Annotated in this window: 19 protein-coding genes; 11 read left to right on the top strand and 8 right to left on the bottom strand. The window is 60.4% G+C overall.

Annotated elements, in window-relative coordinates; translation table 11 throughout:
• The first annotated feature begins 30 nt into the window (after positions 1-30).
• The 5 genes from OOZ53_RS22370 (at position 31) to OOZ53_RS22350 (ending at position 8,199) form a co-directional block, all read left to right on the top strand.
• Positions 31-1,281: a bifunctional alpha/beta hydrolase/OsmC family protein gene (locus OOZ53_RS22370; RefSeq protein ID WP_271091973.1), complete on the top strand. Its 1,251-nt coding sequence runs from the start codon at positions 31-33 to the stop codon at positions 1,279-1,281.
• A 135-nt stretch (positions 1,282-1,416) separates the two neighbouring features.
• Entirely contained in the window at positions 1,417-2,955 is a 1,539-nt protein-coding gene (locus tag OOZ53_RS22365; protein WP_271091972.1) for a Do family serine endopeptidase, read from the top strand.
• A gap of 136 nt (positions 2,956-3,091) precedes the next feature.
• On the top strand, positions 3,092-3,811 hold the full coding sequence (locus OOZ53_RS22360) for a response regulator transcription factor (RefSeq protein WP_271091971.1): 720 nt from the start codon (positions 3,092-3,094) through the stop codon (positions 3,809-3,811).
• A gap of 20 nt (positions 3,812-3,831) precedes the next feature.
• A complete protein-coding gene (locus OOZ53_RS22355; RefSeq protein WP_271091970.1) occupies positions 3,832-5,235 on the top strand; it encodes a sensor histidine kinase in 1,404 nt (467 codons plus the stop codon).
• Positions 5,236-5,238: 3 nt separating this feature from the next.
• Positions 5,239-8,199 carry a bifunctional [glutamine synthetase] adenylyltransferase/[glutamine synthetase]-adenylyl-L-tyrosine phosphorylase gene (locus OOZ53_RS22350; RefSeq protein WP_271091969.1) on the top strand — a complete coding sequence of 987 codons (2,961 nt, stop codon included), beginning with the start codon at positions 5,239-5,241 and terminating at the stop codon, positions 8,197-8,199.
• Between the two features lie 2 nt (positions 8,200-8,201).
• On the opposite strand, the gene OOZ53_RS22345 is transcribed toward OOZ53_RS22350, so the two are convergent.
• Together OOZ53_RS22345 and pepN are read right to left on the bottom strand one after the other, a co-directional pair.
• Positions 8,202-10,532 carry a PAS domain-containing sensor histidine kinase gene (locus OOZ53_RS22345; RefSeq protein ID WP_271091968.1) on the bottom strand — a complete coding sequence of 777 codons (2,331 nt, stop codon included), beginning with the start codon at positions 10,530-10,532 and terminating at the stop codon, positions 8,202-8,204.
• 212 nt (positions 10,533-10,744) lie between these two features.
• Positions 10,745-13,387 carry an aminopeptidase N gene (pepN, locus tag OOZ53_RS22340; RefSeq protein ID WP_271091967.1) on the bottom strand — a complete coding sequence of 881 codons (2,643 nt, stop codon included), beginning with the start codon at positions 13,385-13,387 and terminating at the stop codon, positions 10,745-10,747.
• A 190-nt stretch (positions 13,388-13,577) separates the two neighbouring features.
• Between pepN and OOZ53_RS22335 the strand changes: the two genes are divergently transcribed.
• The gene (locus OOZ53_RS22335) at positions 13,578-15,887 is read left to right on the top strand and encodes a xanthine dehydrogenase family protein molybdopterin-binding subunit (protein WP_271091966.1); all 2,310 of its coding nucleotides are present in this window, start codon (positions 13,578-13,580) and stop codon (positions 15,885-15,887) included.
• Positions 15,888-15,930: 43 nt separating this feature from the next.
• Positions 15,931-16,869 carry a DMT family transporter gene (locus tag OOZ53_RS22330; protein ID WP_271092045.1) on the top strand — a complete coding sequence of 313 codons (939 nt, stop codon included), beginning with the start codon at positions 15,931-15,933 and terminating at the stop codon, positions 16,867-16,869.
• A gap of 15 nt (positions 16,870-16,884) precedes the next feature.
• Here the strand turns inward: OOZ53_RS22330 and OOZ53_RS22325 are convergent, their stop codons facing one another.
• Together OOZ53_RS22325 and OOZ53_RS22320 are read right to left on the bottom strand one after the other, a co-directional pair.
• Entirely contained in the window at positions 16,885-18,147 is a 1,263-nt protein-coding gene (locus OOZ53_RS22325) for an MFS transporter (RefSeq protein WP_271091965.1), read from the bottom strand.
• A gap of 241 nt (positions 18,148-18,388) precedes the next feature.
• Positions 18,389-19,273 (bottom strand): uracil-DNA glycosylase, encoded by an 885-nt coding sequence (locus tag OOZ53_RS22320; RefSeq protein ID WP_271091964.1) that lies wholly within the window; start codon positions 19,271-19,273, stop codon positions 18,389-18,391.
• 238 nt (positions 19,274-19,511) lie between these two features.
• On the opposite strand from OOZ53_RS22320, the gene OOZ53_RS22315 reads away from it, so the two are divergent.
• Both OOZ53_RS22315 and OOZ53_RS22310 read left to right on the top strand, forming a co-directional pair.
• Positions 19,512-21,179 carry an electron transfer flavoprotein-ubiquinone oxidoreductase gene (locus OOZ53_RS22315; RefSeq protein ID WP_271091963.1) on the top strand — a complete coding sequence of 556 codons (1,668 nt, stop codon included), beginning with the start codon at positions 19,512-19,514 and terminating at the stop codon, positions 21,177-21,179.
• Positions 21,180-21,266: 87 nt separating this feature from the next.
• A complete protein-coding gene (locus OOZ53_RS22310) occupies positions 21,267-22,571 on the top strand; it encodes an MFS transporter (RefSeq protein ID WP_271091962.1) in 1,305 nt (434 codons plus the stop codon).
• Between the two features lies 1 nt (position 22,572).
• On the opposite strand, the gene OOZ53_RS22305 is transcribed toward OOZ53_RS22310, so the two are convergent.
• The 3 genes from OOZ53_RS22305 to OOZ53_RS22295 all read right to left on the bottom strand — a co-directional run bounded on the left by OOZ53_RS22305 (position 22,573) and on the right by OOZ53_RS22295 (position 24,631).
• Positions 22,573-24,078 (bottom strand): AMP nucleosidase, encoded by a 1,506-nt coding sequence (locus OOZ53_RS22305; protein WP_271091961.1) that lies wholly within the window; start codon positions 24,076-24,078, stop codon positions 22,573-22,575.
• A gap of 107 nt (positions 24,079-24,185) precedes the next feature.
• Positions 24,186-24,356, bottom strand: a complete 171-nt coding sequence (locus OOZ53_RS22300) for a hypothetical protein (protein ID WP_271091959.1) — start codon at positions 24,354-24,356, stop codon at positions 24,186-24,188.
• 14 nt (positions 24,357-24,370) lie between these two features.
• Complete coding sequence (locus OOZ53_RS22295; protein WP_271091958.1) at positions 24,371-24,631, bottom strand: hypothetical protein; 261 nt, start codon at positions 24,629-24,631, stop codon at positions 24,371-24,373.
• Between the two features lie 143 nt (positions 24,632-24,774).
• Here OOZ53_RS22295 and OOZ53_RS22290 point away from each other — a divergent pair, with 143 nt between their 5' ends.
• On the top strand, positions 24,775-25,482 hold the full coding sequence (locus OOZ53_RS22290; RefSeq protein WP_271091957.1) for a glutathione S-transferase N-terminal domain-containing protein: 708 nt from the start codon (positions 24,775-24,777) through the stop codon (positions 25,480-25,482).
• A 54-nt stretch (positions 25,483-25,536) separates the two neighbouring features.
• Here OOZ53_RS22290 and OOZ53_RS22285 read toward each other — a convergent pair whose 3' ends face one another.
• On the bottom strand, positions 25,537-25,884 hold the full coding sequence (locus tag OOZ53_RS22285; protein ID WP_271091956.1) for a DUF2147 domain-containing protein: 348 nt from the start codon (positions 25,882-25,884) through the stop codon (positions 25,537-25,539).
• A gap of 401 nt (positions 25,885-26,285) precedes the next feature.
• Here OOZ53_RS22285 and OOZ53_RS22280 point away from each other — a divergent pair, with 401 nt between their 5' ends.
• Complete coding sequence (locus OOZ53_RS22280) at positions 26,286-26,552, top strand: sel1 repeat family protein (RefSeq protein ID WP_271091955.1); 267 nt, start codon at positions 26,286-26,288, stop codon at positions 26,550-26,552.
• Positions 26,553-26,773 lie beyond the last annotated feature (221 nt).

Here is a 26,773-nt window from a genome sequence, read left to right as displayed (position 1 = left end):
TCGCGCCCGATATTCATCGGGAGCATGGACATGACGGCGACATCGATCAAATCCGAATTCAGCGGGCATTCCGGCGCGACGCTGGCAGCGCGCATCGACATTCCGGCGGGTCATGTGCGCGCCTATGCGCTGTTTGCCCACTGTTTCACCTGTACCAAGGATATTCTGGCGGCCAAGCGCATAGCCGCCGAGCTTTCGCGCGCGGGCATTGCCGTGCTGCGTTTCGATTTCACGGGCCTCGGCTCCAGCGAGGGCGAATTCGCATCGACGAATTTCTCGTCCAACGTTGCCGATCTGTTGTCGGCCGTCGACTATATGCGCGCCAATTTCGAAGCGCCGTCAATTCTGATCGGCCATTCGCTGGGTGGCGCCGCCGTTCTTGCCGTCGCCGGTGATGTCCCGGAGGCGAAAGCCGTGGCGACGATCGGAGCGCCGGCCGATGTCGCTCACGTGGTGCATAATTTCGGAACCAAGATCGAGGAGATAGAGGAGCAGGGCGAAGCGAGCGTGCAACTGGCCGGCCGGCCCTTCACGATCCAGAAGCAGTTCCTCGACGATGTTCGCCAGAGTGTCCTGACCGAGCGCATATCGACCATGCGCAAGGCACTGATGGTGCTGCACTCGCCCATCGACCAGACGGTGGGAATCGAGAATGCCGCGGCCATCTTTACCGCCGCGAAGCACCCCAAGAGTTTCGTGTCGCTCGACAATGCCGATCACCTCGTCAGCCGCGCTCAGGATGCGTCCTATGCCGCATCGATCATCGCCACATGGGCGACCCGTTACCTTGCCGAGGACCAGCCCCAGGGCATGACGGAAGTCGAGGCTGTCCGGGTTTCCGAGACGGGCGAGGGCAAGTTCCAGAACACGGTCCATGCCGGCAAGCACCGTCTCTTCACGGACGAACCGGTCAGCGTCGGCGGGTTGGACTCGGGGCCGTCGCCCTATGATTTCCTGTCGGCAGCCCTTGGTGCCTGCACCTCCATGACGCTGCGCATGTACGCCAATCACAAAAAGGCGGATTTGGGGCGCATCACGGTGGATGTCTCGCACGCCAAGATCCACGCCAATGACTGTATGGAATGCACGGCGGAGGAACAGCAGAAGGGTGGCCGGATCGACCGGTTCGAGCGCGCCATCACGATTGACGGCGAGGTTGCCGATGAACTGCGCGAAAAGATCGAGGAAATTGCCGACAAATGCCCGGTACACAGGACTTTGGAAGCGTCCTCCAAAGTTGTGACGCGTGTGTCGATGAACGATTCCAAGGCGGCAAACTAAGAGAAATTCCGCCCTTCACCGGACAGATATCCCAAGATTACAAATTTGTCACATTTTGGATAGGCGACCGTAAGGTTCGCCTCACTATCTCTTTGGTTGGAGAGGGGACTGAACCGTCAGTCAAAGGACCTTTTTATGCCAAAGAGAAATTTCCGCATGACCTCCCGTCACGGATTGCTGACCACGACAGCCGTACTGGGTCTGGCAGCGGCGATGATGGCAAGCGGCATTCCGGCCAAAGTACAGTCGGCTTACGCCGATGCCGTCAGAGTGCAGGCTCCCGAAGAACCCGGCTTTGCGGACGTGGTCGAGGCCGTCACACCGGCGGTTGTGTCCGTCCGGGTCAAGTCGGACATCAAGCCCGTCTCTTCCAACGGATTCAATTTCGGTGCGCCGGGCATGGAAAACCTGCCCGAAGATCACCCCATGCGCCGCTTCTTCCGCGAATTCGGTCAGGGCAGTCCTTTCGGTGACCGCTTCAGCGAGCGCGGTGATCAGAACCCTCCCGAACAGCGCACGCCGCGCAGCCGGCCGGTGTCGCAGGGATCCGGTTTCTTCATCTCCGACGATGGATTTGTCGTCACCAACGCCCATGTGGTCGATAACGGCTCCGAGTTCGCCGTCGTCATGCATGACGGAACCGAGCTTGAGGCGGAATTGATCGGCAAGGACGCCCGCACGGACCTCGCGGTGCTCAAGGTCGAGAGTGACAAGACTTTCACCTATGTCGGCTTCGATCAGGACGACAAGACCCGCATCGGTGACTGGGTCGTTGCCGTCGGCAATCCGTTCGGCCTTGGCGGCACGGTGACAGCCGGCATCGTTTCGGCACGCGGCCGCGATATTGGTGCCGGACCTTATGACGATTTCATCCAGGTCGATGCCGCGGTGAACCGCGGGAACTCGGGCGGTCCGACCTTCAACCTCGAAGGCGAAGTCATCGGCGTCAACACCGCGATCTTCTCGCCGTCGGGCGGCAATGTCGGCATCGCCTTTGCCATACCCGCCTCGCTCGCCGGCGAGGTTGTCGCAGACCTGATAGACAATGGCACGGTCGAGCGCGGCTGGCTTGGCGTTCAGATCCAGCCGGTCTCGGCAGATATCGCCGAATCGCTTGGCCTCAGCGAAACCAAGGGCGCGCTGATCACCGAACCGCAGCCGGAATCGCCGGCGCTGGAAGCCGGACTGAAATCCGGTGATGTGGTCACGGCGGTCGATGGCGAACTGATCGAGAGCCCGCGTGACCTGGCGCGCAAGATCGCCAAGATCACGCCCGGCGACGATGCCGAGATCACCGTCTGGCGCGGTGGAGACAGCCGCACCCTGGACGTCGAGATCGGCACGCTGAAGGAGCCGAAGAAGGCCGCGGCCATCGCAGGCCCGCAGCAGAGCGACAACAGTCAGTCGCTTGAGGAATTCGGGCTGACCGTGAAGCCCGCCGATGACGGCAATGGTCTCATGATTACCAAGGTCGAGCCGGACAGCACGGCGGCCGACCGGGGAATGCGCGAGGGCGACATCATCGTCGCCGTCAACAACACGGATGTTCAGTCCGCCGATGACGTGGCCAAGGCGGTGGAAGCCGCCACCGAGGCCGGGCGCAAGGCGGTTCTGTTTCAGCTGAGCAACCAGGACAGCAGCCGGTTTGTAGCTTTACCGGTCTCTGTCGGTTGAACAGATCGGGTGGGCGGTCATTAATGTCGCCCCCGGCCAACCGCCCGATTCTGTGGACAGCGGGTCTCCCATCGGCCCGCTGTCCTTTTATTTGACGATGCTTGTGAAGATAGCGGTGGGCCGGAACTGACATCTTATGGTTTGTTTTTCGCCGGAATATTCGCCTAATATGCCGGATATGAAGATTCTGGTTATTGAAGATGATCTGGAGGCCGCGGCCTATCTGGTGAAGGCCTTCAACGAAGCCGGCATCGTTACCGATCACGCAAGCGACGGCGATCTGGGCTATTACCTGGCGACGGAAAACAACTACGACGTCATGGTGATCGACCGCATGCTGCCCAAGCGTGACGGCCTGTCGATCGTCAGTGAGCTTCGCGAAAAATCAATCGATACACCGGTGCTGATCCTGTCCGCGCTCGGGCAGGTCGACGACCGCGTGACAGGCCTTCGGGCCGGCGGCGATGATTATCTGCCCAAACCCTATTCCTTCTCCGAGCTGCTGGCGCGTGTCGAGGTCCTAGGGCGGCGCAAGGGCATGCGCGACAACGACACCGTGTATCGGGTCGGTGATCTTGAACTCGACCGGCTGGCCCATGAGGTGCACCGGGCCGGACAGAAGATCAACTTGCAGCCGCGCGAATTCCGACTGCTTGAATATCTGATGAAGCACGCCGGGCAGGTGGTCACGAGGACCATGCTTCTCGAAAATGTCTGGGATTACCATTTCGATCCTCAGACCAATGTCATCGACGTCCACATCTCCCGCCTGCGGTCCAAGATCGAAAAGGGATTCGACAAGGCCTTGCTGCGAACGGTTCGGGGTGCGGGATACATGCTCAAAGCCGACGGCTAGCAGAGCAGGATTGGTTTGACATGAGCCGATTCAGTGCCCTGCTACGAACCACCGCGGTGCGCATGTCCGCACTCTATCTGGGCCTGTTTGCGATATGCGCGGTTGCACTCGTCTTCTATGTCACCGATCTGACCTCAAACCTGCTCACTCTCCAGACGAAACAGGTCGTACAGGACGAGCTCAAGGTTCTCGGCAATTTCTACCGCCGTGGCGGCGTTTCACTGCTGATCGGGCACATCGACCGCCGCTCGCGCGAGCCGGGCGCCAATCTCTACACCATCGCCGCGCCGAACGGCGAGATACTTGCCGGCAATGTCCAGAGCCTGCAGCCCGGTGTTCTGGACATCGAGGGCTGGACGGACCGTCCATTCTCCTATCGGCGGTTCTATCAGCCGGAGGGAACGCCCGGTCATGCCGCGCTCGCCGAGGTGATCTTCCTGCCCAACGGCATGCGGGTCCTCGTCGGCCGGGATCTCGGCGAGCCGACCAAATTCCGTTCGATGGTGCAGCGTTCACTGGCCATGGCGCTCGGCATCATGGTGTTCGGTGCGCTCGTCATCTGGTTCTTTATCGGGCGCGGGGCCCTGCAGCGGATCGACCGTGTTTCCCAGGCCAGTCAGAAGATCATGGCCGGCGATCTGAGCCAAAGGCTTCCGGTCAGCGGGTCCCGCGACGAATTCGACCGTCTGTCCGAGGCGCTCAATGCCATGCTGAGCCGGATCGAGAAACTCAATGAAGGACTGCGCCAGGTATCGGACAACATCGCGCACGATCTCAAAACGCCTCTTACCCGGCTGCGCAACAGGGCCGAGGCTGCACTGGCCGGCAAGCCGGACCCGGATACTTATCGGTCCGCGATGGAGGAAATGATTGAGGAATCGGACCAGCTGATCCGCACATTCAATGCCCTGCTGATGATTTCCCGGGTGGAGGCCGGCGCGGCGGTTGCCGAGCTGAAACCCGTCGATCTTACACAAATTGCCCATGACGCCGAGGAGCTTTACGAGCCGGTCGCCGAAGAGGCAGGGGTTCGCCTGAAGACCCGGATCGAGGACGGCGTCACCGTGACCGGCAACCGGGAGCTGATAGGCCAGGCACTGACGAACCTGATCGACAACGCGATCAAGTACTGCATCGATGGCAAAGGCCCGCCCGAGATCGAGCTGCGGCTGGGCCGGGAGGACGGAGCCGTGGTTCTGTCCGTCCTCGACAACGGGCCGGGTATTCCGGAAGATATGCGCGACGATGTGGTCAAGCGTTTCGTTCGTCTCGACGAGAGCCGCACGAAACCCGGAACCGGGCTGGGGCTCAGCCTTGTCGAGGCCATTATGGGCCTGCATGGCGGCCGGCTGGAACTTGTCAATTGCGATGAGAGCGAGCAATGTGGATTGTGCGCCCGAATGGTTTTTGACAGGCGGAGTTAGGATTTGAATAGCAAAGGGGCATCGGAAACGGCGTCCGTTGCCGAATACGGCCGGCCGATCAAGGCCGTATCGCCGGAAACATCCCGGGAATTCCTGACAGATCTTCGCAATGCGGCGTCCGATCAGGCTGATTTAATTGAATTTTTGGACGGCGAGGGCTCGGGCCGGGAGGTGCTTTTTGCGGCAGCCGAATTGTCGCCCTTTTTGCGCGATGTCGCGCTCACTCATCCCGAATGCATCCTGCCGGTCTTTACCGGCGAGCCCGAGGTCCTGCTCGACGGTTTGGTGGAAAGCGCCAAGAATGCCTGGCGCGAAAACCTTGTCGAAGCGGATTTGATGCGCCGGTTGCGCGACCTGAAGCGGCGGCTGGCCTTCGCGCTCGCAATGTACGACCTCGGCCGCGTCCTGGAGACGCGCAAAATCACCGCGTGGCTGAGCGCGTTTGCCCGCGCCAGCGTGTCAGCGGCCATTAACCATCTGCTCCTGTCGGCACATAATGCCGGAAAACTGGTCTTGAGGGACGAGGACAACCCCAGCGCCGGATCGGGGCTCGCCGTGATCGGCATGGGAAAACTGGGCTCCAGCGAACTGAACTACTCTTCGGATATCGACCTGGTTGTGATTTACGATCCACAGGCCGAAATCGTCAAAGACCGGGATGAAGCGACGGACGTCTTCTCGCGCATGGTCCGGCGTCTGATCCACATTCTGCAGGAACGCACCGGCGACGGGTATGTCTTCCGCACCGATCTGCGCCTGAGGCCGGATCCGGGTTCGACGCCACTGGCGTTGCCCTATGACGCGGCGCTGCATTACTACGAGGCGAGGGGTCAGAACTGGGAACGCGCCGCCTATATCAAGGCCGATGTCGCGGCCGGTGATTTGCAGACCGGAAGTGCCTTCTGCCGCGACATGACGCCCTTCATTTTCCGCAAATATCTCGATTACGTCGCAATCGCCGATATCCACTCGATCAAGCGGCAGATCCATGCGCACAAGGGTTTCGGAGACATCTCGGTCTATGGACACAATGTGAAGCTCGGCCGTGGCGGCATCCGCGAGATCGAGTTCTTCGTGCAGACACAGCAACTGATCGCCGGCGGCCGCATGCCGGCGCTGCGGACGCGGCCGACGGAGGTAACTCTGGCCGCCCTGGCCGAGGCGGGCTGGATCGATCGGGAGACGGAGGCGTCGTTGCGCGATGCCTACTGGTTCCTGCGCGATGTCGAGCACCGGATACAGATGCGCCGGGACGAACAGAGCCATGTCCTGCCCGAAAACGACAAGGAACTTGGCCAGATCGCGCAGATGATGGGCTTTGATGGCGCGCAAGACTTCGCCGAGCGATTGCGGTCGACGTTGCGGCTGGTGGAAGAGCACTATGCCAGGCTTTTCGAGCATGAGAAAGGTCTGACGGCCGGAACCGGCAATCTGGTCTTTACCGGTGACGATGATGATCCCGGAACGCTCGAAACACTGGCGCAGATGGGCTTTGCGCGGCCATCGGACATGTCGCGCATCATCCGGACCTGGCACTATGGCCGGTACCGCGCGACCCAGACGGCCGCCGCCCGCAAGCGCCTGACGGACCTGATGCCCGTGCTCCTGCAGATTTTCGCCGACACGGGCCGGCCCGACGAGACGTTGCTGAAATTCGACGCGTTTCTTTCCGGCCTGCCGGCCGGCATTCAGCTGTTTTCGCTGCTTGGCAGCAATTCGAGCCTGATGTCGCTGCTTGTCAGCATCCTCGGTTCGGCGCCGAGACTTGCCTCCGTCATCAGCCGCAAGCCGCATATTTTCGACGGCATGCTGGATCCGACGCTGCTTGCCGAGCTGCCGACCCGGGAAGCGCTGTCCGAGCGGCTGGAGGCGTTCCTGGACGGCAACTTCGCCTATGAAGAGGTGCTCGACCGGCTGCGCATCTTTGCTTCCGAGCAGAAATTCCTGATCGGCGTTCGGCTTTTGACGGGCGCTATCAATGGCGAACGGGCAGGGCGGGCATTCACGCATCTTGCGGATCTGATCCTGAAGGCCGCGGTGAACGCTGTGCAGGCGGAATTGGAGGCAGCGCATGGCCGGATCGAAGGCGGCAGGCTTGCCATTGTCGGTCTCGGCAAACTTGGCAGCCTGGAGATGACGGCCGAATCCGACATCGACATGATCCTGCTCTATTCGCACGATCCCGAATGCATGGAATCCGATGGCACGAAACCCATTGATCCCGTGCGCTACTATACGCGGTTTACCCAGCGGCTGGTCGCCGCACTGTCCGCGCCGACCGCGGAGGGCGTTCTCTACGAGGTCGACTTGCGCCTGCGGCCGTCCGGCAACAAGGGGCCGGTGGCGACGCATATCCGGGCATTTTCGAAATATCAGCGCGAAGAAGCCTGGACCTGGGAGCACATGGCGCTGACCCGCGCCCGCATTGTTACGGGCGACGCGGATATTGCAGCCGAGGCCGAGCAGGTTTTCGCGGAGGTTCTGTCCCGGTCGCGCGATATCGACAAAACAGCAACCGATGTCGAGGAAATGCGTCAGCGCATAGAAGACGAAAAACCCGCCAAGAACATCTGGGACTTGAAGCTTATTCCCGGCGGCTTGATCGACATCGAATTCATCGCCCAGTTCCTGCGCCTGCAGGAAGCGCATCTGCAGGGCGACGGGCCGGCGCCCGGAACACGCACAAAGTCAGTCCTGGAAAACCTGGCGCCGCCGATGATCGGTGAGGACGCCGCGGCGACCCTGATGGAGGCCTTGAAGCTCTACACCCAGATCTCGCAGATCATCCGCCTGTGCCTCGAAGAGCGTTTCGATCCCGAGCGCGCGCCGCTTGCCTTTCGCGAGCTGATGCTGAGCGGCGTCGATTTCCCCGATATCGGCGCGCTGGAAGCGTATCTGCACGAAATGTCACAGGACGTGCGGGCGATCTTCACGCGGACGATCGCCGAGCGACAATTGCTCTAAATCTAGAGCAACATCCTTTGCGGATTGATCGGCAGCCGCAGCGACACGATCGTTCCGACATCCGGTGTGGAGCGGATTTTCATGGCACCGCCATGCAGTGCGACGAGCGCCTTGGAGATTGCAAGCCCCAGCCCTGATCCGCCCCGGCTCTTGCTGAACTGGTTTTGAACCTGCTCGAAGGGCTGGCCGATCCGCTTGAGCGATTTCTTCGGGATGCCGATGCCGGTGTCTTCGATCGTCAGCGTCACCGCGTCCGAATATTTGCGGGCCCGTACCGAGATATGCCCGCCATCCTCGGTGAACTTCGTGGCGTTCGACAAAAGGTTCAAAAGAACCTGTTTGATCGCCCGCCGGTCTGCATTCAGGGTCAGGCCCGCCGAGATCTTCGAATCGAGCGAAATGGACTTGGCTTTCGCCTGCACCGCAACGAGACGCAAGGTTTCCTCGATCAACGGCGCAATGTCGATGCGCTCGCAGGCCAGTTGCAGCCGTCCCGCCTCGATCTTCGACATGTCGAGAATGTCGTTGATCAGACCGAGCAGGTGCTTGCCGCTGCTGTTGATGTCGTTCGCATATTCCTCGTATTTTTCCGATCCGAGCGGACCGAACATGCGGTCCTGCAGGATTTCGGAAAAGCCGATAATGGCGTTGAGCGGTGTGCGCAGCTCGTGTGACATATTGGCGAGGAATTCCGATTTGGCCTTGTTGGCGGCTTCCGCCCGGTCCTTTTCGGCCAGGAACTTGGCGTTCAGCTCGCTGAGTTCGACGGCTTTCTCCTCCAGCCGCCCCTGGGAGGCGGACAGGTCGCCGATGCTTGCCATGAGCCGCCGTTCGGATTCGCGCAACCGGTCCTGGTGACGCTTGAGCTGGGTAATGTCGGTTCCGACCGAAACCGACCCGCCGTCGCGTGTGGCGCGTTCGTTGATCTGCAGCCAGCGTCCATCGGCGAGTTGTACTTCCATGCTCTTTGCATCGCTGGTGCCGTCGGAAGCCGCGATGGATTTCTTGACCACCGGCCGTTTGGTGGCGGCAAGCACTTCGGCCTTTGCGGCGCCCGGGCGAACGGCCTCGTCGGGCAGGTCGTAGACGCGCTGATATCTCGAATTGCACATGACAAGGCGGTCGTCGCGATCCCAAAGGACGAAGGACTCAGACGTGCTTTCCACGGCGTCGAGCAGTCTCTGGTCGGCCTCCACCGTGCGTTGGGCGAGACGCTGCTGCTCGGTGACGTCCATTGCGATCCCGATCAGATGCAACGGCTCGTCCGCGTTGCGCGTGATCTGGCCGCGCGCCCGCAGGAGAATGTAGTGTCCGTCGGCGTGGCGCATGCGGAAGGCGTGATCGATCTGTGTGACCTGACCGCGCGCGATCGATCGGGCGACCTCATAAAGGCTCGTATCGTCCGGGTGCATCAGCTCGGTGACATCACGGTAGGAAAGGACACAGTCCCTTGGAGTGCGGCCGAGGATTTCATACATCGAGCGCGACCAGTAGAGCCGGCCCAGCTCCAGATCCCAGTCCCACAGGCCGCAGCGTCCCCGTGACAGCGCGGTGTCGACCCGGTGATGCGCCTCGAGATAGATCTCGTCGGCATCGCGGGCACGTGAGGCCTGGGTGAAATAGGCATAGAGGATCACCAGCAGGATACTGGAGGTCGCCGCGAACAGGGTCACGTTGAGCGAGACCTCCTGTTTCCACGGCTCAAGGATGCGTGACGCCGGCGTCAGGGCCGTCACGGCACCCGCATCGCCCGGCAGATTGGTCAGAGCGGCGTAATAGGTTTTCTTTCCGTATTTGATCTTGTGGACACCGGCCCGAACGCCGAAAAGGCGCAACGGCGAGGAGGGCGGCAGTATCTGATCAAGGTGCTGCCCGACAAAGACGTTTCCGCTCGACGTTGCCGCGAAGATCCGGCCATCCGCGTTCGACATCATCAGGAAGCGGCCGTCGGTGATCAGCCGCGCCGGCAATGCGTCGCTGATCTTCAGCTCGACATTCCATCTGTGCTGAGATGTGAATGAAGCGGCGTCATTCGCCAGCGCCGCCGCACCGGCCAGCGCCGTCAGGGCTGTTGCCTGCATCGCACCGTTCTCAAGTTTTCCGCGTTCGTTGAGAAGGTCCGTCATGCGCGCCGCCGCTATGACGATCAGGAACGCCACGATCAGGATCGGTATCGAACGCTTCAGGACAGGCTCCGCCTTGACCAGCCTGCTATAGGCCGGCTTGGCGAACAATTTTGCGTGCCCGGCCAGTTCCGAACGCCAGTCCGGACCGTCCCGTAAACCGGACAGACTCTCCCCGTCAGTAGCGCCCACACGCCGCGCTTCTGCCATATGTCCCACCTTATATTTTTAAGTGATTCGGCCGCCGCATGTCCGAACCTGCCCTAATGAATCAAAGGTGATTCGCCTTGTCCAGCCCTGTCGTTAATTCTTTTTTAACTGTTTAAAAACGCTGCGAAAATTCCGGCCGCACAAGGCGCTAAGCAATGTTGCGTCGCGAAATTTCGCCTTACCTGCGGCAAATCTTCGGATGATTTGCCGGCTTACTGGCCGAGCATGCGGTCCGTAATGTCGCGCACATCGGGGGACAGGTCGGACTGCTGTGCGATCACGGCAAGCGCCGCGCGTGCCTTGTCCCTGCGTATCGGCTCCAGCGATTTCCATGACCGCATGGCGGTCAGCACCCGCGCGGCGACCTGCGGGTTGCGCTTGTCGAGTCCGATGATCTGCTCGGCGAGAAATTCATAGGCGGTCCCGTCCGGCAGGTTGAAGCCGGTCGGATTTCCGGCCGCGAAACTTCCGATCAGCGCCCGGACCCGGTTCGGGTTCTCGATCGAGAAATGGCGTGTCCCCATCAGCCGCATGACGCGCTCGAGCGTGCCCGGATCCGGTATCGTCGCCTGGATCGCCAGCCATTTGTCGATGACGAGGGGATTGTCGCGGAAACGCAGTTCGAATTCGGCAAGCGCGGTCTCCGCTCCGGCCGAGCCCGGAAAACGATGGACGAGGATTCCAAGAACACCACTCATGATCGTCATGTTGTCGGCCGAGCGGAATATCGGCAAAAGGGCGTCCGGCGGAAGCGCCGCGCGTGTCAGGTAGTTGAGCGCGGACAGATAAAGGGCGCGCTGTCCGGCCGATTCGGCATCCGGACTGTAGCGGCCGCCGGGCAGTATGTTTTCGACGACGCTTTCGAAGGCATCCCTGCCATGACGGGCGATGTCATCAGAAACGGCAGAGCGCGCGGCAAAGATGGCATCGGGATCGATGTCCGTTCCGATCTCGCGTGCGATGTCCGCTTCGCCCGGCAGGGTGATCGCCTGGCTCCGCAGGGCCGGCTCAAGCCTCGCGTCGCTTACTGTGGACAACAGCGCATCGATCAGAGCGTTGCTGCATTGCACGGTCTCGCCGCCAAGCGTCGCGCCGGTGGCCGCGATCAGCTCCCGCGTCGCCAGATCGTTCAGCGCCTGCCACCGCGAATACGTATCGGTTTCGTAGCGCGCAAGATGCGCGAGGTCCGACGAAGATTGTTCGTAGCGTATGTTTACCGGCGCGGAGAAGCTGCGGTTCAGGGACAGGGTGGGCCGTGCCTGTACATTCTGGAAGACCACCGTGTGATTGCGATCGGTGATGTGCAGGACATCGCCGCTGATATCGATGCCGCTTACGTCCCGCATCCTGATTTCCCCGCCATCCGGGTCGAACAGGCCCATGCGCAGCGGGATATGCATCAGTTTCTTGCGGTCCTCACCCGGCGTCGGCGGTACGGATTGCTCGATATCGACCGTAAGTGTTCTTCCCGACGCATCGAAGCGCGAACCGATGGTAAGGACGGGCGTTCCAGCCTGGTGATACCAGACGGAAAACTGGGAAAGGTCCGTTCCGGTCGCATCCTCGAAACAGGTCAGGAAGTCCTCGATCGTCGCCGCATCGCCGTCGTGCCGCTCGAAATAGAGATCAAGCCCGCTCTTGAAAGCCTCGGCGCCGAGGATGGTCGCCAGCATGCGCACGACTTCCGAACCCTTCTCGTAGACGGTCGCCGTGTAGAAATTGTTGATCTCCTGGTAGCGCTTCGGCCGTACCGGATGGGCCAGGGGGCCGCTGTCCTCTGGAAACTGATGCGCTTTCAGTAACCGGACCTCGGCGATGCGCTTGACCGGGCGCGAGCGCGTGTCGGCGGAAAACTCATGATCGCGATAGACGGTCAGCCCTTCCTTGAGGCAGAGCTGGAACCAGTCGCGGCAGGTGATGCGGTTTCCCGTCCAGTTGTGAAAATACTCGTGCGCGATGATCGCTTCGATATTGGCGTAGTCGGTGTCGGTTGCGGTCTCCGGATCGGCCAGCACATATTTGTCGTTAAAGACATTGAGGCCCTTGTTCTCCATTGCGCCCATATTGAAGTCGGAGACCGCGACGATCATGAAGACGCTGAGATCGTATTCGCGCCCGAACCGTTCTTCATCCCACCGCATGGAGCGCTTGAGCGCGTCCATGGCATAGGCGGCGCGGGCTTCCTTGCCGTGTTCCACATAGATTTCAAGTTTGACGGGCTTTCCGGAAGCGGTGGTGAAATCGTCGCGAACGACAGCAAGATCGCCTGCTACCAGCGCGAAAAGATAGCTCGGCTTCGGATGCGGATCGTGCCAGATGGCGTAGTGCCAGCCTTCTGAAAGGGGGCCCCGTTCCTTCAGGTTTCCGTTGGACAGTAGCAGCGGCGCTTCCTTTATGGGCGCCTCTATGCGCGTGGTGTAGATCGCCAGCACATCCGGACGGTCGAGGAAATAGGTGATGCGGCGAAAGCCCTCCGCCTCGCACTGGGTGCAATAGATCCCGTTTGAGCGGTAAAGGCCCATCAGCTTGGTATTGTCCGCCGGCGCGATCTCGGTGACGATTTCAAGCGTGAAGAATTCGGTTTCCGGAAGGTCGCGGATCTCCAGGCCCGAGGGCGAAACGCTGAAACGGCTGCTGTCAGCGGTCCTGTCGTCGATCTTCAGGTCCACGAAAGTAAGGTCGTCCCCGTCAAGGATGAGTGGCGCGTTCCCGCCGCCGGAACGGCGCCTCAGCGCGATACGATTCGTAACGATCGTGCGTGAGGGAGTAAGCCGGAACGTCAGATCCACGGTCTCGATCTCGAAATCGGTCGGCTTGTAATCCTCGAGACGCACTTCCTGTCCGGGTCTGCTCATGTGTCTGTTCCGATCTTCTGGGCTTTCAGCCTGCTGTAATCCCCAATAGGTTGCGCCGTCAAACACAATCGCCACCGGTGTCTGGCAGATTGAAATTCGTGCTTGTGGTGACAATGTGCCTGGCAGGCCCTATAAATGAACCAGGACGCGGTTCCTGTTCCATCTCGGTTCTCCAAAGCACAGGTTTTCGATGAATATTGTGACTCCGAAATTCGGCGTCGGAGCCTCCGCGCTTCGAAAAGAAGATGATGCCCTTGTCCGCGGCGAGGGTCGGTTCTCCGACGATTTCAACAAGCCGGGCCAGCTTTATGGCTATGTGCTCCGCTCTCCTTACGCGGCGGCCAAATTCGAGATCAGCTCGGTTGCCGATGCGGCGGCTTCGGAAGGCGTGCATCTGATCATGACGGCCAGGGATGTCGCGCATCTCGGCAGTATTCATTGCTTCACGCCGGTCAAGCAGCCTGACGGAACCAAATGCGAACTGCGCGAAACGCCGGTTCTGTGCGACGGTCAGGTGCGCTATGTCGGCGACGCCGTCGCCTTTGTCGTTGCCGAGAGCACAAGGCAGGCGCAGGACGCGGCCGAACTTATCGAGATCGAATGGGAAGATGTCGAGGCGGTCGCCGACATGAATGCCGCGCTTGGCGATGATGCGCCGCTTCTGTGGCCCGAACTCGGCTCCAACCGGGTCTACCTCTTCGAGCAGGGCGATCAGGCGGAAACCGACGCAGCCTTCCAGGACGCCCACCACGTCACGGAAATCTCCTTCGTAAACAACCGGCTTGTCGCCAATTTCATGGAGCCTCGCGCGGCGCTGGCTGAATGGGACCCGGCGGCGGAGAGTTTCGAGCTGATTATGGGTTCGCAAGGCGTCCACGGCATCCGCAACACGCTCGCGAACCATGTTTTCGAGATGGAGCCGGATAAGATCCGGGTCATTTCCGGCGATGTCGGCGGCGGTTTCGGAACCCGCGTCCACAATTACCGCGAATATCCGCTCGTCATGGAGGCAGCGCGTCGGCTGGCGCGCCCGGTCAAGACCTTGGCCGACCGTTCGGAACATTTCGTTGCCGACGCGCATGGCCGCGACAATCTCGTGAGCGCGAAAATGGCGATGGACGAGAACGGCCGCTTCCTGGCGCTGGACATTGATGTCAAAGCCAATATGGGCGCCTATCTCAGCGGCTTCGGACCGAGTATTCCGCTGTTCGGGGCGATGATGGCGACCGGTGTGTACGACATCCGCAAACACCATATCCGCATCCAGGGCGTCTATACCAATACAACGCCCGTGGACGCCTATCGCGGCGCCGGGCGTCCGGAAGCGGCACTGCTTCTGGAGCGGCTTGTCGATGCCTGCGCCCGTGAAACGGGCATCGATCCCGCCGAACTGCGCCGTCGCAATTTTATCCAACCGGAGCAGTTCCCATACACCACCGTTTCGGGCCGCAATTACGATGTCGGCGAGTATCAGGGACATCTGGACGCTGCGCTGGAACGGGCCGGATATGCGGATTTCGAGGCCCGGGCCGAGGATGCGCGGCAGCGCGGCAGGATCCGCGGGCTCGGCATTTCGGTTTATATCGAGGCCTGCGCCTTTGCGGGCTCGGAGCCGGCGCATCTTCAACTCAATGATAACGGCACGATCACGCTCTTCATCGGCACCCAGACGAACGGGCAGGGCCACGCGACCGCCTACAGCCAGTTCATCGCCGATCGCATCGGGATCGATTTCGACAAGATCATCGTCAAGCAGGGCGATAGCAACGATCTCCCAAAGGGCGGCGGAACCGGTGGATCGCGTTCCGTGCCGATTGGCGGCGTCTCCGTTGACAGGGCCGGCGAGATCCTTGCCAGGCAGATGCGTCAGATCGCGTCAAACCAGCTTGAGGCCGCGATTGATGACATCGAGCTGGTCGATGGTGAGGCGCGGGTCGTCGGCACCGATCAGAAGATCGGCTACGAGCAGTTGGCCGCCGCCGCCGAAGACAAGGAACAACTCAAGGCGGTCGGCGAGGTCAAGCAGGACGAGGCGACCTACCCCAACGGCACCCATATCTGCGAGATCGAGATCGATCCGGATACCGGAAAGACGGAGATCGTCGCCTACAATATCGTCGACGATTTCGGCGTGGTGGTGAACCCGATCCTGCTGCTGGGGCAGATTCACGGCGGTGCCGTTCAGGGCATCGGCCAGTGTCTTCTCGAAGGCGCCGCCTATGCGGATGACGCGCAGCTTCTGACGGCGAGCTTCATGGATTATGCCATGCCGCGCGCCGACAACATGCCGTCGTTCAACTTCGAAACCCGCAATGTGCCCTCGACGACCAACGCCATGGGCATCAAGGGCGCCGGCGAGGCCGCCACGATCGGTGCATGCCCGGCGGTCCTGAACGCGGTGATCGATGCGCTCGACCGGGCCTACGGCATCCGCCACATCGAAATGCCGACAACGCCGAACCGGATTTGGTCAGCGATCCAGGAGGCAAAAGGCGCCTGAGCGTATACTTGCGGGCAAAGAAGGAACCATGAGCGAAGCCTCACTGGATGAGACACAATCGAGCGCGCTGACAGGCATATCGCTCAAACTGGCGTCCGTGGTTTTCTTCGTCGCCATGGCGACCTGTATCAAGGCGGCCGGAGACGGCGTACCGGCAGGACAGATCGTTTTCTTTCGTTCCTCGATGGCGATGATACCGGTGTTCCTCTACCTCATTTGGCGCAGGCAACTCCACACGGCCTTCCACACCAAGAATCCGATGGGCCATCTGTGGCGCGGTCTCGTTGGCGTCTCTGCCATGGCCTGCGGCTTCTACGGCCTCACGCAGTTGCCGTTGCCGGACGCGATTGCACTCGGATATGCCCGCCCGCTGCTGATGGTGGTGCTTGCCTCGCTGGTCCTCGGCGAGACGATCCGGATCTACCGCTGGTCCGCCGTTGCGGTCGGCCTGGTCGGCGTGCTGGTCATCTCCTGGCCGCTACTGACCTTGTTTGATGGCGGCTTCTGGCAGAATGGCCAGTCGCGCGGCGTGGTTGCCGTGCTCACCTCGGCCTTCCTGGTCGCATTCGCCATGATTCTCGTGCGGCGCCTGATCACCACCGAAAAGACCCCGACCATCGTTCTCTACTTCTCGCTTTCGGCGACGGTCCTGTCTCTGGCCACCATTCCCTTCGGATGGGTGCCGCTCGACACGCCGGCACTGCTTCTGCTCATCAGTGCGGGTGTGCTGGGTGGGCTTGGCCAGATCCTGCTGACGCAGAGCTACCGCTATGCCGAAGTGTCCACCATCGCGCCCTTCGAATATACATCCATCGTTTTCGGCATTGTCGCCGGCTATTTCCTGTTTGGTAATGTGCCGCAATGGTCGATGATCATCGGAACGGCGATCGTTGTTGCCGCCGGCCTTTACATCATCGTTCGCGAACACCGCCTCGGCGTCGAGCAGAAGGCGGCACGCCGGTTTACGACGCCGCAGGGCTGAACCTCCGATACTGGCTCATTGTGCCGGGCTTTGCTGCTCGTCGCCCTGTTCGACGCGCGGGTCGAGCTCGTAGGTCTGCGGCGTCTGGGCGCGGCTCAGCGGGATGGCCTGGAAGTCGACCCGTTCCTCTTCTGACGCCTGCGGTCTCCGGAAACTGCGGAAATAGGCATAGCCACCATAGGCGGCGAAGGCCACGCCGATCACCGAGAACAGCGCCTGGGTCCCGAAACTGTCCATCAGGACACCGGAAACGGGCGGTCCCACCATGGTGCCGACGCCGTAGACAATGAGAAGTCCGCTGGCTGTCGAGACAAACTCGTCGGCCTGCGCATAGTCGTTGGCGTGCGCGACAACCAGCGAATAAATCGGATACATGACCGATCCGAGCAGGAGCACGAAGAACAGGAACAGGTAGATGTTGGAGGTTCCCACAAGCAGGTTGAGCAGGCAGGCGGCCACGCCGATAACGCCGGCCAGCGCCATGACATAGCGCCGGTCGATACGGTCCGACATGCGGCCCAGCGGAAACTGGAACAGGGCGCCGCCGATCATTGCGACCGCCAGCATGGTCGCGCCCGTGGCGGTCGAGAGCCCGTTGAGCTGCGCGAAGACCGGGGCGAGGTTGTTCCATGCGCCGCTGATCGCACCGGCCAGCGTCGCGCCGACAACCGCCGCCGGTGACTTTCTATAGAGCGCCAAGATATTGACCGACGCCTGCGTGAGCGGCTGTGGCGACTGGGCATTGGAAAGTCCCGTCGGCATGAGCGCAAGGGCAAAAACGATGGCGCACACCATGAAAAGCGAGGCGGTCAGCGGGTCTCCGAGGGGCACCATGAACTGCCCAAGCATCACGGCGATCATCGATGTGACCATGTAGACGGAAAACACCGTGCCGCGTGTCTCGTTCGTGACCCGCTCGTTCAGCCAGCTTTCCATGACCATGTAGCCGCCGGCGATGGAGAATCCGGTCATGCCGCGAAAGAGGATCCAGGCGGCGGGATGGACAATGAGCGCATGCATCAAAATGGAGATCGACATCAGCGCCGCCAGGACCGCAAAGACACGGACATGCCCGACGCGCAGCACCAGTCGCGGCACCACCAGGCAGCCGGCGGTAAAGGCGATGGCGTAGCCGGTCGCGATCATCGAAATCTCGAAGGTGGACCAGCCCTCCTGAACCGCTCTCAATGGAATGAGATAACCGGAAAGTCCGTAACCCAGAAGCATGAAGAATGCCGACAGGAGGAGGCTTGCTATCGGAACAATGCTGCTCGTCATAACATCGGTTTTCCTGAACGCGGTTTTGGTCGGTATGCGGACTGCGGCCGGATCGGGCTTTTGCCTTGGGACACGCGCCACGCATGGATCCGAATTTGCCGGAAAGTTGCAAAAAACGCGCCCTTATTCGCGACATGAAAATCGGAAATCGACCGGCGGCGTTGTGCGGGTATATATCCGGATACAAGTGCCGGGATGCGGCTTGGTCGCCGGCGGCGATTGTGTCGCGGGCAGCGCGTGATTAGCCGGAAAACCGGTCCAAACGATCGCGGATTGAAAGAAAATCCAGCCAGGACAGTTTCTTTGCCGCCGGATTGCGCAGCAGGTAAGCCGGATGAAGCGTCGGCAGGGCAGGGATCGCCGTGTCGCTATTGGGATGGTACTCCGACCAGGTTCCGCGCAGGGACAGGATGCCGCGCGTCGTTCCGAGCAGCGCCTTTGTCGAGACATTGCCGAGGAAGACAACGATCTTCGGGCTGACCAGTTCGACATGGCGCTCGATAAAGGGGCGGCACAGCTCGATTTCAAGCGGTGTCGGCGAACGGTTGCCGGGCGGTCGCCACGGAATCATGTTCGTTATGTAGCAACTTGCCCTGTCGAGTTCGATTGCCGTCAGCATCTTGTCGAGCAACTGGCCCGCCCGGCCGACAAAGGGCAGCCCCTGACGATCCTCGTCGCGGCCCGGCGCTTCGCCGATGAACATGACATCTGATTGCGGGTTTCCGTCCGCAAACACGGTACTGCGCGCGCCGAATCTGAGATTGCAGCCGTTGAATGAGGCCAGCGCTTCACGCAGCGCCTCGATGGTCTCTGCATTGCGCGCCGTCTCGCGGGCGTCCGTGATTGCGGCCTCGTCCGGAACGGTGGCCGGTTGCGGCGGCGGGGAGGGAGCCTGCGCCGTCGGCGCTGGGCCTGCATTGCGCCGGGGTGTCGATGGTTGCCCGCCATCGCGCGGGGATTCCGGCTGCCTTGGCGTTGCCTGCGCGCGTGTGCGGGACTCGTCGAAACGGTCGACGGTGCTTTCCTCAAGCGCGCAGTCGACACCCGCTTCGGCATAATAATGCAAGAGGGCCGCAAGTTCGCTGGCTGTCGGCGCACGCGCCGAATGTTCGTCTCCACCCGTCATGGACGGATTGTAAGGCGTGACGGCGGCGAATTGAAGCGTCCACGGTCAATATCCCCACCGACCCGGCGAGATCGCGACAATTCGTATCGAATGACGAATTGATATTGACGTTTACGTCAAAGTAAATCATGGAAAGCCGGCAGAATCATTCTAAATGATTGCGCTGCATTTCCCGAAACGCTATTGGCCAGTGTCGGGACGGACTCCGGGCGACCCGTTATTATGGAGGAGCTGAAGAATGAGCGACGAACTCGAATTGCCTGAACGCGAAGGCATGGAATTCGATGTGGTCATCGTGGGCGCAGGCCCAGCGGGGCTTGCAGCCGCCATCCGTTTGAAGCAACTCAATGAGGAACTTTCGGTTGTTGTGCTGGAGAAGGGCGCCGAGGTTGGCGCGCACATCCTTTCAGGCGCCGTGGTCGATCCGGTCGGCGTCGACAAGCTGCTGCCGGATTGGCGTGACGATCCCGAGCACCCGTTCAAGACACCGGTGAATCAGGATCATTTCCTGGTCCTCGGCCCGTCCGGGTCCCTGACGCTGCCCAACTTCATGATGCCGCCGCTGATGAACAATCACGGCAATTATATCGTCTCGCTCGGCAATGTATGCCGCTGGATGGCCGCCAAGGCAGAGGAACTGGGCGTCGAGATCTATCCGGGATTCGCGGCCACCGAAGTGCTCTATAACGATGAGGGTGCAGTGGTCGGTGTCGCGACCGGAGATATGGGCGTCGGCCGCGATGGCAAGCCGGGCCCCAACTTCGCCCGCGGCATGGAACTGATGGGCAAATATGTGCTGATCGGCGAAGGGGTGCGCGGATCGCTGGCAAAACAGTTGATTGCGCATTTCGGTCTCGACAAGGACAGCGAGCCGCAGAAGTTCGGTATCGGCATCAAGGAGCTCTGGGAGGTCGATCCGTCCAGGCACAAGCAGGGTCTCGTCCAGCACTCTTTCGGCTGGCCGCTCGATGCCAGGACAGGCGGCGGGTCATTCCTCTATCACCTTGAGGATAACCAGGTCGCTGTCGGCTTCGTCATGCACCTCAACTACAAGAATCCCTATCTTTCGCCATTCGAAGAGTTTCAGCGTTTCAAGACGCACCCGTCCATCGCGCCGACATTCGAGGGCGGCAAGCGGATCGCCTATGGCGCACGGGCGATTACCGAGGGCGGCTACCAGTCCGTCCCCAGGCTGACATTTCCCGGCGGCGCGCTGATCGGCTGCTCGGCCGGATTCGTGAATGTTCCGCGCATCAAGGGTTCGCACAATGCGATGCTGTCCGGCATGCAGGCGGCCGAGCAGGTTGCCGAAGCCATTGCGGCGGGGCGCTCCGGCGATGAATTGGGCGCGTATGAGGATGGCTGGCGCGAGAGCGAGATCGGCAAGGACCTGAAGAAGGTGCGCAATGTCAAGCCGCTTTGGTCGCGGCTTGGAACCGTCGGCGGCGTGATGCTCGGCGGTTTCGACATGTGGTGCAACACGCTGTTCGGCTTCTCAGTATTCGGCACCATGAAACACGGCAAGGCCGATTATGCCGCGCTCGAGCCGGCATCGAAACACAAGAAGATCGACTATCCGAAACCCGACGGCAAGCTGACATTCGACCGGCTTTCCTCCGTGTTCCTGTCGAACACCAACCATGAGGAAGACGAGCCTGTCCATCTCCAGCTTCAGGATGCCGCGCTTCAGAAGAGCTCGGAACATGACGTCTATGCGGGGCCTTCGACCCGCTATTGTCCGGCCGGCGTTTATGAATGGGTGGAAGAGGACGGCAATGAGCCCAAATTCGTCATAAACGCGCAGAACTGCGTGCACTGCAAGACCTGCGACATCAAGGATCCGAACCAGAATATTAACTGGGTACCGCCGCAGGGCGGTGAGGGTCCGGTCTATCCGAACATGTAAGACCCCGGCACCGAAGGGCGATCTTTGTCCACGGCAGGCTGCCGCCGCGGACAATTATGCTCGTAATCCGGCAGGCAAACTGCTTTGATGCGTCAGCTTTTGCTGCCGGATTCGGAGGTCGACATGGGAATTTCGCGCTTCGCGCTCCTGATGGTGGTATTCATCGACATCATGGGGCAGGGCCTGATGTACCCGCTGATCACATCGATCCTGTTCAGTACAAGCAGAGATTTCCTGCCGCATGACATGCCGCAGGCAGCGCGCGAGGTGCGCTATGGCATTGTCATCGGGCTGTTTTTCATTTCCTGGTTTTTCGGCGCGGCCTTTATCTCCAAACTGTCCGACTATATCGGCCGGAAAAACGGCATTCTGATCTGCCTCACCGGGACACTTACGGGTTACGTGTTGACCATCCTGGCCCTTATGACGTCCAGCTTCATTCTTCTGGTTGTCGGCCGCATCGTTGCCGGCTTCACGGCGGGCAACCAGCCCATCGCCCAGGCGGCCCTGATCGATCTTGCCAAAGGGCCGGACGAGAAGAACCGCTATATGGGCTACATAGCCGCCGCTGCGGCGGCCGGTCTGATGGGCGGGCCGATCATCGTCGGCGTTCTGGGCAGCAAGCAGGTTCTCGGAGACTTCGCATCGCTCGAATTGCCGACCTATTTTGCCGCCTTCATCGTCCTGATAAACCTCGCGCTCATCCAATTCTATTTCAAGGAAACGCTGAAAGAGCGGCGCAAGATCGATTTCGGACTGTCGGAGGTGTTCCTGACCTTGTGGCGGGTCGCCAGGCATCCCGTGGTCGCGCGATTGGGCGGCGTTTTCTTCTTCGCCGTCCTCGGGCTCAACTGCTTCTTCATTTTCCTCGACAACTATGTGGTCGCAAAATTCGGTTTCGGTACCTTTTCCGCAAGCGCGATCATTGTCGTCGCCGGCGCGGCCATGGCCTTCAGCAGCACCTTTCTGTTGGGGCCGATCCTGTCGCGGTTCAGGCAGATCAGGGTCATCACCGTTACCGTTATAATCATGGCGGTTTCGCTGGCGCTCTTTATCGTCAATCCCTATGCGGCTCTGTCTTTCGTGCTCGTCCTTCCGATCCTGGCGGCCTTTGCAATCACCTATCCGACGCTGCTGCTCATGTTCTCCGAATCCGTGGATGAAACACAGCAGGGCTGGGTGATGGGCGTGACCATTGCGCTGTTCACGCTCGGTTCCGGCTCGATCTCGCTGATCGGCGGGCTGACCATGGCGGAAAACCGGGATATTCCCTTCATGATCGGGCTGGGCGCATTTGTGATCGCGCTCATCCTTGTCGCAACCGTCTGGCGGTCCGCGAAAGTCATTCTATTGGATCCGAAAAATCGGGAAGAGGTCCCGGCGGAAGCCTGAACTACTGGAATGCCGGCTCGAAGAAACTACGCAATTTACGCGAATGCAGGCGTTCCGGGGGCATCGCGGCGAGTTTCTCGAGCGCCAGGATACCGATCTTCAAATGCTGATTGACCTGGGTGCGGTAGAAATCCGTCGCCATGCCCGGAAGTTTCAGTTCGCCGTGCAGCGGCTTGTCCGAGACGCAGAGCAACGTGCCATAGGGGACGCGGAACCGGAAGCCGTTGGCGGCAATGGTCGCCGACTCCATGTCGAGCGCGATCGCGCGTGACTGGGACAGCCGGTGTACCGGGCCGCTCTGGTCGCGCAGTTCCCAGTTCCGGTTGTCGATGGTCGCCACCGTTCCGGTACGCATGATGCGCTTCAGGTCATAGCCTTCAAGCCCGGTCACTTCCGCAACCGCTTCCTGCATCGCCACCTGGACCTCGGCCAGCGCCGGAATAGGAACCCAGACCGGCAGATCGTCGTCCAGCACGTGGTCTTCGCGCACATAGGCATGCGCCAGCACATAGTCCCCGAGCTGCTGGCTGTTGCGAAGGCCGGCACAATGGCCGAGCATCAGCCAGGAATGCGGGCGCAGCACGGCGACATGATCGGTTATGGTCTTGGCATTGGATGGCCCGACGCCGATATTGATCATGGTGATGCCGGTGTGGTTGTCCCGCTTCAGGTGATAGGCGGGCATCTGGGGCATGCGCGCCGGGCCGACATCCGGACGCGGCGCGATATCGCCGGCGCAGGTGATGACATTGCCGGGTTCCACGAAGGCCTCGTAACCGCCGCCGCCGTCGGCCATCAGTGTCTTCGCGAAGGCGCAGAATTCCTCGACATAGAATTGGTAGTTCGTGAACAGAACGAAATTCTGGAAATGTTCGGCGCGCGTTGCCGTGTAGTGCGAAAGACGCGCGAGGGAATAGTCGATGCGCTGGGCCGTGAAGGCGGCAAGCGGCAGCGGCCCACCAGGATCCGGGTCGTAGGTGCCGTTGACGATTTCGTCATCGGTGACATTGAGATCCGGCGCATCGAAAACGTCGCGAAGCGGCACCGATAAATTGTTTGCGAATGACGCATCCACATTCGCATCCTCGCCCAGTGCGAAGTGCAACGGTATGGGTGTGTCCGATTCCTCGACAACGACTTCAAGATCGTGGTTCTTGATCAGCAGCTCCAGTTGCTGTTCCAGATAAGGCTGGAAGAGACCGGGACGTGTGATGGTCGCCGTGTATGTGCCGGGCGCCGTCACATGGCCGAAGGAGAGGCGGCTGTCGACATGCGTGAAGCTGGAGGTCGTCACCCGCACTTGCGGATAAAAGGCCCGGTATCGTTTCCCACCGACCGCATCGCCGCTTCCGAAGGACTTGAAATGATCGCGCAGGAAGCTGGTGTTGCGCTTGTAGATCGCCTGCAGCGCTGCAACAGCGTCCTTGGCGCTGGAGAAGGAGTCGGGACTGATGGCCGGCGGTGTTTCGACGGCCGATTTGTTCTGTTGGCTGATTCGTGTGTCCATGCGCCAATATAGTCATCGTGGCGTGACATGAAAACGACCGTGGATGGCTTCGCCTGCAGATTTGACGTTCAAGATTAACGGCTGCCTGCAAGGCTGGCGTGACCGCTTCAGCGATTGCGCTGCAGGCTGACAAAGATAACCAGGCCCGCGCCTTTCAGGCCGGCCTTGTTCGCCTCGGCCTGATGAGCGGCAAATCCGGCCACCGGTCCGATAAAAAACATGCTGACAAGGCCGATGCGCAGCATTGTCGACGCGAGGTTTGTAACGTTGGCGACCATGATACTCTCCACAATTATTCCTGGTCTGCAGGCCCGCACTGGGAAATTTGCGAACTGACACACGGCACGGACTGGCCGGCGACCCACGAGTGGCTGTGCTTGTCCTGTTTGCCCACCGCAAATGCGACAGCGCCGGCAAAGATGACGAATGCCAGACCGATAAGGATGAAACGGCGGGTCAGAACAGTGATCATGTCGCATGCCTCGGGTTCGCGTCTGTTGATGATGCGATCATGGCTGATCCGCGCTGAACCGGTGCTGATAGCTGCGTTCATCGCCCGTTCACGAAAGCGGGCCGCGAATTTTGCGGGAGAAAATGATCCGAACCGGTGCGCCGGGCTCGGGAATTGGCCTGCCGTGGTTCAATTTGCGCGGCATGTGCCCTATGTCTGTTGCTGTCAGTAATCGGAGACGGAATATGGCAGAGCAGAATTCGCCAATTGAACTTTACTATTGGCCAACGCCCAACGGCTGGAAAATTACCATCATGCTGGAGGAGCTTGGCGTTCCATACGTTGTCAAATATGTGAATATCGGAAAAGGGGAGCAGTTCGAACCCGCATTTCTGAAGATCGCGCCGAACAACCGGATGCCGGCCATTGTGGATCCTGACGGGCCGGACGGCGAACCGATTTCCGTATTCGAGTCCGGCGCCATACTGCAATATCTCGGGCGAAAATTCGGAAAGTACTATCCGGCCGATGAACGCGACCGCGTCGCTGCCGACGAATGGCTGTTCTGGCAGATGGGCGGTCTTGGCCCGATGGCGGGACAGGCGCACCATTTCCGTCAATATGCGCCGGAACAGGTGCCCTACGCGATCGACCGTTATACCAATGAGGTCAACCGGCTATACGGCGTCATGGACAAGCGGCTGGCCGAGCACGAATATCTGGCGGGCGACTATTCGATCGCCGACATGGCCTGCATCGGGTGGGTCATTCCCTATGAGCGCCAGGGCCAGACGCTGGAGGACTTTCCGAACCTGAAGCGCTGGTTCGATGTCATGATGGCCAAACCGGCCGTTGAGCGGGCCCTGGAGATCGGCAAGGAAGAGCGGGCCAAACACAATATCGCCGGCGACAAGGAAGCGCAGAAGGTACTTTTCGGTCAGCGGGCGCGCTAGTCCGGCATTCCGTCATCGCGGCGGCGCCTTCAACGGCGCGGCCGCGATATGCCGCTATTTCCTTATCCAGGTCTGCGCCTGGCAGATAAGACCGCCAAGCACGCAGCCCTGCATCTTCATCTGCGTGCCCGATATCGAAGCCTTGCCCGTATAGGTCTTGTTCGTTGCGGGATCGGTGATCTTGCCCTTGTAGCGTCCGCCGGTATTGGCGAGCGTGCCGATTTTGGTGCCTGCATAGGTGCCGGTCTTGAGCGTTACGCAGAAATTCCCGCCACCGCAGGGCGCGATCGCTGCGGTTTCCCCCGACTGCGTGCGCCAGTCGCCGACGATCGGATCGGCCGCAAATGTCGTTACGGTCAGCGCAACAAGAAGAAAAACGGCGGCGGCGGATTGTTTCAGCATGACTACTCCAGGATCGTGGTGGCGACGAGCTGTTGCTTGGCCCAGACATCTAACGAAATCCAGTCTTTTTTGCAGCACAAGCCCCATTTCACGCGTCGAAGCGGCAGAAAAATATGCGAACAATCAATGCCTTGGTTAGCGATTGGTTGATGCGTAAAAGATTCACTTTTAATTAAACCGTCCTCAAAAGCCCGCTTTTTCCGGATTTCGATGATTAATGAAAATTCAAATTTACCAATGATTTGGACTTTGTTTGCCTGAAGTTAATCATGCCGTTTAACGCCGGATTCAAACCCGCCGGTCAAACTCCACCCACAACGATGAAGCCGGAAAACCGGCGACAAACCAGGCTCTTGGAAGCTTGACAGGGTAAAGACAACTTATTCGACGGGGACTTGAAAATGGCACGTTTTGAAATTCTGGATCAGCAGCTTGCGACAATGGGCGGTGAGGCTGAAGCGGAAATATTCTGCGAGATGGGACTGATGTATGCGGCTGGGCGCGATTGCCCGATGGACCATGTTGCCGCGCACAAATGGCTCAACATTGCAGCGATCAAGGGATCCAACCGCGCTGCCGAGCTGCGCTCCGACCTGGCGCAGAGCATGTCGAAGGCGGATCTGGCCGAGGCGCTTCGCTCGGCCCGCGAATGGATGACCATGCACTGAAAGCGGCTTCGGTCGGAACAGGGCAGGGCGCCCCAAGTGGACACCTGTCGGTATAATCGACTGACATAGCTGAATGATTCCGGCCGGGCTGAAATGCCCGGCGAGCGGAATCGCACCGACCTGCGGTTGAAGGCCTCCGGAATATGACTGGAGGTCAGAAATGAAAATCAAGAGCCTTCTTCTCGGCTCCGCTGCGGCCATGCTCGCAGTCTCCGGTGCAT

The sequence above is a fragment of the Allohoeflea poritis genome (assembly GCF_027889715.1).
In the GTDB taxonomy this organism is placed as follows: domain Bacteria; phylum Pseudomonadota; class Alphaproteobacteria; order Rhizobiales; family Rhizobiaceae; genus Hoeflea_A; species Hoeflea_A poritis.
The sequence above is the reverse complement of the archived record's forward strand: the minus strand, read 5'-3'. Positions and strand labels throughout refer to the sequence as shown.

What these genes read in the sequence shown, in the direction of transcription:
- pepN (WP_271091967.1), bottom strand. Translation starts at nt 13,387, where the DNA reads ATGAGCAGACCCGGACAGGAAGTGCGTCTCGAGGATTACAAGCCGACC.
- OOZ53_RS22345 (WP_271091968.1), bottom strand. Translation starts at nt 10,532, where the DNA reads ATGGCAGAAGCGCGGCGTGTGGGCGCTACTGACGGGGAGAGTCTGTCC.
- OOZ53_RS22360 (WP_271091971.1), top strand. Translation starts at nt 3,092, where the DNA reads ATGGTTTGTTTTTCGCCGGAATATTCGCCTAATATGCCGGATATGAAG.
- OOZ53_RS22370 (WP_271091973.1), top strand. Translation starts at nt 31, where the DNA reads ATGACGGCGACATCGATCAAATCCGAATTCAGCGGGCATTCCGGCGCG.
- OOZ53_RS22305 (WP_271091961.1), bottom strand. Translation starts at nt 24,078, where the DNA reads ATGGACACACGAATCAGCCAACAGAACAAATCGGCCGTCGAAACACCG.
- OOZ53_RS22290 (WP_271091957.1), top strand. Translation starts at nt 24,775, where the DNA reads ATGGCAGAGCAGAATTCGCCAATTGAACTTTACTATTGGCCAACGCCC.
- OOZ53_RS22315 (WP_271091963.1), top strand. Translation starts at nt 19,512, where the DNA reads ATGAGCGACGAACTCGAATTGCCTGAACGCGAAGGCATGGAATTCGAT.
- OOZ53_RS22295 (WP_271091958.1), bottom strand. Translation starts at nt 24,631, where the DNA reads ATGAACGCAGCTATCAGCACCGGTTCAGCGCGGATCAGCCATGATCGC.
- OOZ53_RS22365 (WP_271091972.1), top strand. Translation starts at nt 1,417, where the DNA reads ATGCCAAAGAGAAATTTCCGCATGACCTCCCGTCACGGATTGCTGACC.
- OOZ53_RS22285 (WP_271091956.1), bottom strand. Translation starts at nt 25,884, where the DNA reads ATGCTGAAACAATCCGCCGCCGCCGTTTTTCTTCTTGTTGCGCTGACC.
- OOZ53_RS22300 (WP_271091959.1), bottom strand. Translation starts at nt 24,356, where the DNA reads ATGGTCGCCAACGTTACAAACCTCGCGTCGACAATGCTGCGCATCGGC.
- OOZ53_RS22335 (WP_271091966.1), top strand. Translation starts at nt 13,578, where the DNA reads ATGAATATTGTGACTCCGAAATTCGGCGTCGGAGCCTCCGCGCTTCGA.
- OOZ53_RS22325 (WP_271091965.1), bottom strand. Translation starts at nt 18,147, where the DNA reads ATGACGAGCAGCATTGTTCCGATAGCAAGCCTCCTCCTGTCGGCATTC.
- OOZ53_RS22320 (WP_271091964.1), bottom strand. Translation starts at nt 19,273, where the DNA reads ATGACGGGTGGAGACGAACATTCGGCGCGTGCGCCGACAGCCAGCGAA.
- OOZ53_RS22355 (WP_271091970.1), top strand. Translation starts at nt 3,832, where the DNA reads ATGAGCCGATTCAGTGCCCTGCTACGAACCACCGCGGTGCGCATGTCC.
- OOZ53_RS22310 (WP_271091962.1), top strand. Translation starts at nt 21,267, where the DNA reads ATGCGTCAGCTTTTGCTGCCGGATTCGGAGGTCGACATGGGAATTTCG.
- OOZ53_RS22280 (WP_271091955.1), top strand. Translation starts at nt 26,286, where the DNA reads ATGGCACGTTTTGAAATTCTGGATCAGCAGCTTGCGACAATGGGCGGT.